Raw genomic sequence first — 6,839 nt, forward strand, 5'->3', positions numbered from 1 at the left:
TAACTAACTAACTAACTAACTAACTAACTAACTAACTAAGAGCTAAAGATATGTTTTTTTCTAATTACGAGAAAAATTGGTGTATTCCCAACAGCCTTCAGCATTTTTCTAGCTCCGATAGAATCGTAAATCCTATTGCGTCGTGGTTCGGCGCAAAAGATTGCAGCGGATAGCGGGATAAAGCTCCTAAAAATAATATTAAACCTAAAATAACATTCCCCCGGATTACAGGCATGAAATTATGAAAATAGCAAAGACAACAAGTCCTGTTACCTATCACAGACGCATAAAGGATTTAAATCAATACGGCTGTTAAACTATGTCCCTAAAAAATACAGCAGCAAGAAAAGCGTCATTTATTTTCTCGTTTAAAACGCAATTTCTGAAATACGGTCAGGCTGATGCGATTTTCAAAATGCGGCGGCAAAAGCAGTGCGCCCCTAATTATTATAGCCTGCCGACAATCGTTTTTCCTGACCACCTGAAAATAAAAACATAAAATTATGAAACACTTCATTAAGATAATATAACAGTAAAATTTTAAATAGCAATAGCTTCGCCCTAAGAACTTCACTAATTAAACCTTACTGCTATGCACCACAATCCAAGGCTCCTGCAAAATATAATAGATGCTATTCCAATGCCCGTAGGGGTGTATGTGGGAGATAATCTTAAAATTGAACTGGCCAATGCCGCCATGGTCAAAACTTACGGAAAAGGGAATGATGTTATTGGAAAAACCTATCTTGAGGTTGTTCCAGAAATTGAAAAGCAGCAGATTCTCGATGAGGCCCTGGGCGTGCTTAAAACCGGCACCGCCTTTCATGCCGCAGCCAAAAAAGTAGATCTGGCGATAGACGGCGTGATGACTGAACACTACTTCAATTACAGCTTTATCCCACTCTTTGATCAGAAGGGAGAAGTATACGGCGTGCTTAATACGGGCACTGATGTGACGGATCTGCAGCTGGCCAAACAGGAAGTGCAGCATTCCAATGAAAAACTTAAAATGGCCATTGAGAGTTCGGGCATGGGGAGCTACGAAATAGATTTTGCCACAAAGAAAATCACAACATCAGGAAGCTTCGATGCCATTTGTTCCATTTCAGGTGATGCAACCAATGAAGATTTAATTGCAAAACTGCATCCCGATGACCTCCCGGCGCGGGAAAAGGCGCATAAAGAAGCGGAAGCGACAGGAAAAATATGCTACGAAGCCCGGATTTTAAATGAAGGCCGCCCGCACCGCTGGGCTAAAATCAACGGCAGGATTATAAAGGATGGACAAGGCAGCCCCAAAACCATAATCGGCATTGTGCAGGATATACATGAACAAAAAGAATTTCAGGAAGAATTAAAAAAGCAGGTCGAAAGCCGCACAAATGAGCTTAACCGCTCCAACAGAGACCTTATGCATTTTGCCAGCGCGGTGAGCCATGACCTTCGCGAACCGCTGCGAAAAATCAGAATTTTCAATACCATCTTAAGAGATGACATGGAAGGCAGCGCCAGTGGCAAATCTGAAAAATACCTTCATAAAGTAGCCCAGTCCGCCCAAAGGATGGAAAATATTATTGAAGGGATCCTGGCCTATTCGACCGTTGATAAAACCCTGCAGCATATCGAAGCCATCGATCTCAATGAGGTTATTGAAAATATAAAAATAGATCTGGAACTGGTCATAAAAGAAAAAGGCGCTGTTTTAATTGCTTCTGACCTGCCGCAGATTCAGGGGGCGCCGATTCTAATCAGCCAGCTTTTCTATAACCTCCTTCAGAATGCCTTAAAATTTTCAAAAGCGGACCAGCCGCCCAGGGTGACCATAACAAACAGCACAATCCATATTGGCGGGGAAGATTTTGTGCAGATAAAAATAAAGGATAATGGCATTGGAATCGATGGCCGGTTCGCTGAAAAGATCTTTACGGCATTTGAAAGGCTGCACTCCAAAGACCAGTACGAGGGAAATGGACTTGGTCTGGCACTGTGCAGAAAAATAGCCGAAAGGCATAATGGAAAAATAACTGCTGCCGGAGAAAAGGGCAATGGGGCGGAATTTACCCTTACCCTGCCTTTAGAACAGAAGGCAGATACCATATAAAATTCAAATATCCTGCATCCGTTACTATCCATCACCTGCAATAATATTCTATTTTTACAGTTTAAAACTGAGCGGCAAAACAGCCCAGACGCATTCGCGCCTGATTGTTTGCAGAGATTAAAAAGACGACGGAAGTGAAAAAATTTAAAATTGAATATGCAGGAAAGGACACCTGGATGGTATCCCACAGCGAGTTCCCGAAATTCACCAGCCTTTTCGAAGACAAAGGATTCAATTACAAGAGAACCGTCACCGGGCTTTCCGATCCCTCAGGGAATCCAGAGCAGATCCAGCTGCTCCAGAAAATGGAAAAATGGCTAAAGCAGCATCACAAGGGCAAAATAGAGGGATAATGCAGTCAGGAGCCCTTACAAGTCGCTCTCGGAGGTGTTCTTTTCCGAAACAAAAAATAAATTTATGGCCGGCCTCAATAAAGCTTTTGCCCAGTGCAGAAAGAACACTTTCTTTAGCACCATCACAAAGCCTGCAAAAGAATTTGGCTTCTGGACATAAAGGTCCGCCCCCTTTTCAAAACTCTCTTCAATATCCGAAGGATGGCTCCATGTGGAGAGCATTACGGCAGGAATGTCCCGAAAATCTTTATCGCCCTTTATTTCTTCCAGCGCCTGCTTGCCCCCCTTAACAGGCATATTGACATCTATAAAAATAATATCGGGATCTGGCTGGGATTTGTCTCTGAGGCTGTCCATGAGCTGCTGCCCGTTTTCAACGGTGGTTACCTCTGAGGGGACCTGCGCCTCATCCAAGGCATCGATGAATAATTCCTGATCGTCCTTATCATCTTCTGCCAGTATAATCTTTACAGGCTCTTTTTCATTTGCCCCTTCAGCAGCCGGGCGGGAATTCTCTGAACTTATCATCTTGAATCGGTTATATGCTTATCAAATGTAGTACATAAATGCCAAAAATATTTCAATCACTCCATAATTTTAAGATAAATAATTTTCCCCTCTAGATCTTTGCGGCAGCGCGCGCCCATGTTGGGTCTGCCTTTAATTTTGCTGGAAGAAAATCAGCGGTCTTTTAAAGATTTTTGGACAACCTAATTTTGCGCCAAAACATGGCACCTGTTCTTTGGAGCTGATACTATTTCTGTTACAAAAAATTAAACATTGTTTCAAAAAATCTGCCATTCCAACTATTCTGGCATACTTGTGGCGGATAACTTTCTATATGCCTATTAAATCATTAAGATCAAACTCTTGCCTACTGAAAATCGCAGAGCATTCCCTCTTCAAAATACGGCCCAGAATTATTACTTTATAAATTTATCATCTTTAAATTGCTGCATTCTCATTTAAGAGCCCGATTCATTTTAAAAACAAAAAATACACCATAAAAAACTAAAAACCAATATTTTAACACAAAAAAGAGATGCTTATTTCCTATATTTGCAACTCATGCAAATAGAATTTTTTATGAAGTATATAATTCTGCTTTTAAATGATTTCAGGGTCGGTTCTGTCGCATCTGTCAGAATATAATATAAAAATTTAAAAAATTTAAAAAAAAGCTTGCCAATTTACAGAATGATTTAAACATAGATATCTCTGGTCTAATCATCTCATTCTTTCTAAGCATATGCACAACTTCAATTCCGCTTAACGCTGGTCTGACCGATTTAAAATTTTTAAAACCTAATCTGTTTTGTATGCTCCACTTGATGAAACGATGGTCCTGTTCGACAATATTGTTGAGATATTTGCACTGTCGGACTTTAATCTTCGATAAAGAACGTTTGTTATAGACTTTGATCGCTGCAGTATTAGAACCGCCTTTATTACTCTTGGGCGACAATTATTACTTATTCCTTTAATTAGAAATGACTGGGCGCTCATCCTCTGCCTTCTCTTAGTTAATAAGAAATCAACTGTATTGCCAGACCTATCAACTTTCCTATATAAATAACACCATTGCCCTTTAAGCTTAATATAAGTCTCGTCCATTCTCCAACTACCACTACCTTGTACCTTACGTTTCTTCATTTGCATCTCCATTAACAGTGAAAACTTATATACCCAGCGCCGAATGGTAGCATGATCAAAATGAACTCCTCGCATTTTCATAATCTCTTCAACATCCCGATAACTTAATGTAAACCTAAGCTTAAAATATACTGCCTGCAATATAATAGACCTCGGATAGCAATGACCTTTCGCATTCATTTTTCGACTGGATTAAATTCCTAAAATAAAAGTTATTCTCAGATGCGGCAGAACCCATACATTTTCCTATAGTTATTTTCTTAAAACTTTGCTTTTTATTTCCGACAGGGCTGAATATTTAGTACCTTGATAAAAATAATATCACATATCGTGAAAAAAATGGATATTAAGAAGTTTTAGAGATTATTTTAAAACTCTAACAATTAAAATTTAAATTATGAAAAGAATCACATTGCTTTTAGCTCTTGTTTTTACAGCAGCTTCATCTGCCCAGACCATTACATCTAAACTCGAAGATGCTAACACCGCTCAGTATTCACTGCTTGAAAAAGTAAATAAATATTATCCGGACATTACCTTGAACAAGGCAATTACAAATTTCTATGCGGATGATAAAATAATCGATTCCCAGCAGTCATTCGATTTAAAAGGAACAAAGTTTTCAAGTTATAAGCTGGGAATCGAACCGGACAACAAAAAATTACTGTTCGAATATGTTACCGATGAAACGGGAAAAGTTTACGGTGATGTTTCTCTTTTTAAAGGAAGCGTCTTAAGAACAACATTTACCGAAAGGACTGGCCTAATTGAAGTTTCATTAGACGGAAAATCTGTTTATCAGACTAAAATTTAATTTAGAACCATAAGTTTATAATCTAAAAGCATGCGCCCATATTGGCGTATGCTTTTTTAATTTACCAGTTTTTTTAAATAGGAAAATTTAGGTTCTCTCGCATCTGTCAGAATAAAATTTAAGAATTTAAGTGATTTAACAGTCAGCCCGCCAATTTACAGAATGATTTAAACATAGGTATCCCTGGTTCAATCATCTGATTCTTTCTAAGCATATTCGCAACTTCAATTCAGCTTAGAGTTCTCTTTGCAGATTCAAAACTTTTAAAACCCAATCCGTTTTGTATGCGCCACCTGATAAAACGATGATCTTGTTCTGCAATATTGTTAATATATTTACATTGCAGGATTTTAATCTTTGAGGACAAGAGCTTGTTACAGACTCTGATAGCTGCTGCATTTGAGCTGCTTTTATCAATGGTTATTAATCGTGATTTGCAGTTGATACAGATTTGCCTGAAGCTTCTGCTGTCTCAGCAGCAGCCCCAGCCCCGATTGCTTCGCCAGTTCGCTTCGCTCGTGTGAAGCGGAAATCCTTCTGCGCCGGGGTTCGGCACAGAAGATTAGAGCGGATAGCGGGAACAGCTCCAAAAAAAAATAAACTTAGAGAATAATACTAATCACAATTAAAATTAAAATTGACAATGCCAACAGCTCCAAGTTAATCTACAGCGGCAGCTCTCAACACCCGATTGCCTTAACACCTGATTATTTCTGCCCCCGCCTTTGGCGGGACATAGAATATCTTTATCCCTTATCAATATGCTGCAGCAACATTAAAGTAAAAAAATAGGGTTTATAACATTTTTTATCACTTTTAATATCACACTCCCCGATAATCTGGCCGCTGTTCCTGTATACGCAGCCCCTCATGCCGAAAAAAAAACGCCCCTTTCCGCTCTGCACCTGATAAAGCGCAGCCCGCCAAGGCCATCCCTTGTTGGAATTTTGCGGCACTTCTTCAATCCACAGCAGATAAGGGCAGCATCAGCCTGCCAGAGCCTATAGGCATGAAATTATGAAAACAGCCAAAATATCTATCGCCTTTTTACGCCCTCATAAAAGACCAAAAGCCCGACAGCTTTACAGCTGGCGGGCCAGGCCAGTAATTACACTTGGAAGCTGGATTTACTTAAAGCTGATAGTTTCTGCCAGGCTTTCCTGCTCTATAAAGGAGGCAATGTACTGCCGCACTTCATTGTATTTTTCCAATTCCGCTTCAAAGGTATTGATATGGAAGTCCTCGTCCTGATCCAGAATATGTATAATTTCAGTGTAGCCTTTTGCAATCAGGCTTCCTTTGAGTTTAAGAATATTGTGCTGCATTTTGGCATCCAAATCTTTTCTCACCTTAAGTCGTATCAATTTTTCCATTGTGAAAGATTTGTCAAAATTCAATTTTAGTTTGTTTCAAATTTAATGCAATTTTTTAAATCAAATATAATTATTTGCAGCTGATCACACTTCTGCGTAATGTTAAAAAAATAGTGGGGAAATTTAAACGGAATTATTTTTAGACGATTGCTGTAATGCGGGTCGCATCATACTCAAATTATGCTAAAAAGACATAAAAAAAACTCTTCTGCCGCATCTGTCAGAATCAAATAGGGCTTTAAAATTTAGGCCGACAATTTACAGAATGATTTGAACATGGTTATCTCTGCTTCAATTCAGAGCAAATGAGGACAGTATCAATCCTATCAAAACCTACAGGCATCAAATTATGAAAATAGCAAAGATAACCGGTTATGTTACCTATCACAGGTGTATAAAGGATTTAAATCAATAGGGCTCTATAAACTATGTCCAAGAAAAAAACAGAAACCGGAAAAGCGCCTTTTATCTTCCCATCCATAATCGAACAAAATCAAAATGAAAAAACAGAACTAACTAACTAACTAACTAACTAACTAACTAAC

General features: G+C 38.9%; 6 protein-coding genes and 1 pseudogene. 3 read left to right on the forward strand and 4 right to left on the reverse strand.

The annotated features are described in order from the left end of the window. Nucleotides 1-592: 592 nt before the first annotated feature. Entirely contained in the window at nucleotides 593-2,101 is a 1,509-nt protein-coding gene (locus BLP44_RS17985) for a PAS domain-containing sensor histidine kinase (RefSeq protein ID WP_091134915.1), read from the forward strand. 134 nt (nucleotides 2,102-2,235) lie between these two features. After that, complete coding sequence (locus BLP44_RS17990; protein ID WP_139159219.1) at nucleotides 2,236-2,454, forward strand: hypothetical protein; 219 nt, start codon at nucleotides 2,236-2,238, stop codon at nucleotides 2,452-2,454. Nucleotides 2,455-2,469: 15 nt separating this feature from the next. Here the strand turns inward: BLP44_RS17990 and BLP44_RS17995 are convergent, their stop codons facing one another. Beyond that, nucleotides 2,470-2,982, reverse strand: coding sequence for a response regulator (locus BLP44_RS17995; RefSeq protein WP_091134919.1), 513 nt, complete (start codon nucleotides 2,980-2,982; stop codon nucleotides 2,470-2,472). Between the two features lie 613 nt (nucleotides 2,983-3,595). Continuing rightward, nucleotides 3,596-4,287 (reverse strand): annotated as a pseudogene (locus BLP44_RS23275) (IS6 family transposase). 217 nt (nucleotides 4,288-4,504) lie between these two features. On the opposite strand from BLP44_RS23275, the gene BLP44_RS18005 reads away from it, so the two are divergent. After that, on the forward strand, nucleotides 4,505-4,921 hold the full coding sequence (locus BLP44_RS18005) for a hypothetical protein (RefSeq protein WP_091134920.1): 417 nt from the start codon (nucleotides 4,505-4,507) through the stop codon (nucleotides 4,919-4,921). 229 nt (nucleotides 4,922-5,150) lie between these two features. Here BLP44_RS18005 and BLP44_RS18010 read toward each other — a convergent pair whose 3' ends face one another. Further along, nucleotides 5,151-5,372 (reverse strand): DDE-type integrase/transposase/recombinase, encoded by a 222-nt coding sequence (locus BLP44_RS18010; protein ID WP_091134922.1) that lies wholly within the window; start codon nucleotides 5,370-5,372, stop codon nucleotides 5,151-5,153. Between the two features lie 676 nt (nucleotides 5,373-6,048). Further along, entirely contained in the window at nucleotides 6,049-6,294 is a 246-nt protein-coding gene (locus tag BLP44_RS18015; protein WP_091134924.1) for a hypothetical protein, read from the reverse strand. Between the last annotated feature and the right edge of the window lie 545 nt (nucleotides 6,295-6,839).

It is taken from the genome of Flavobacterium anhuiense (assembly GCF_900101855.1).
Lineage (GTDB): Bacteria > Bacteroidota > Bacteroidia > Flavobacteriales > Flavobacteriaceae > Flavobacterium > Flavobacterium anhuiense.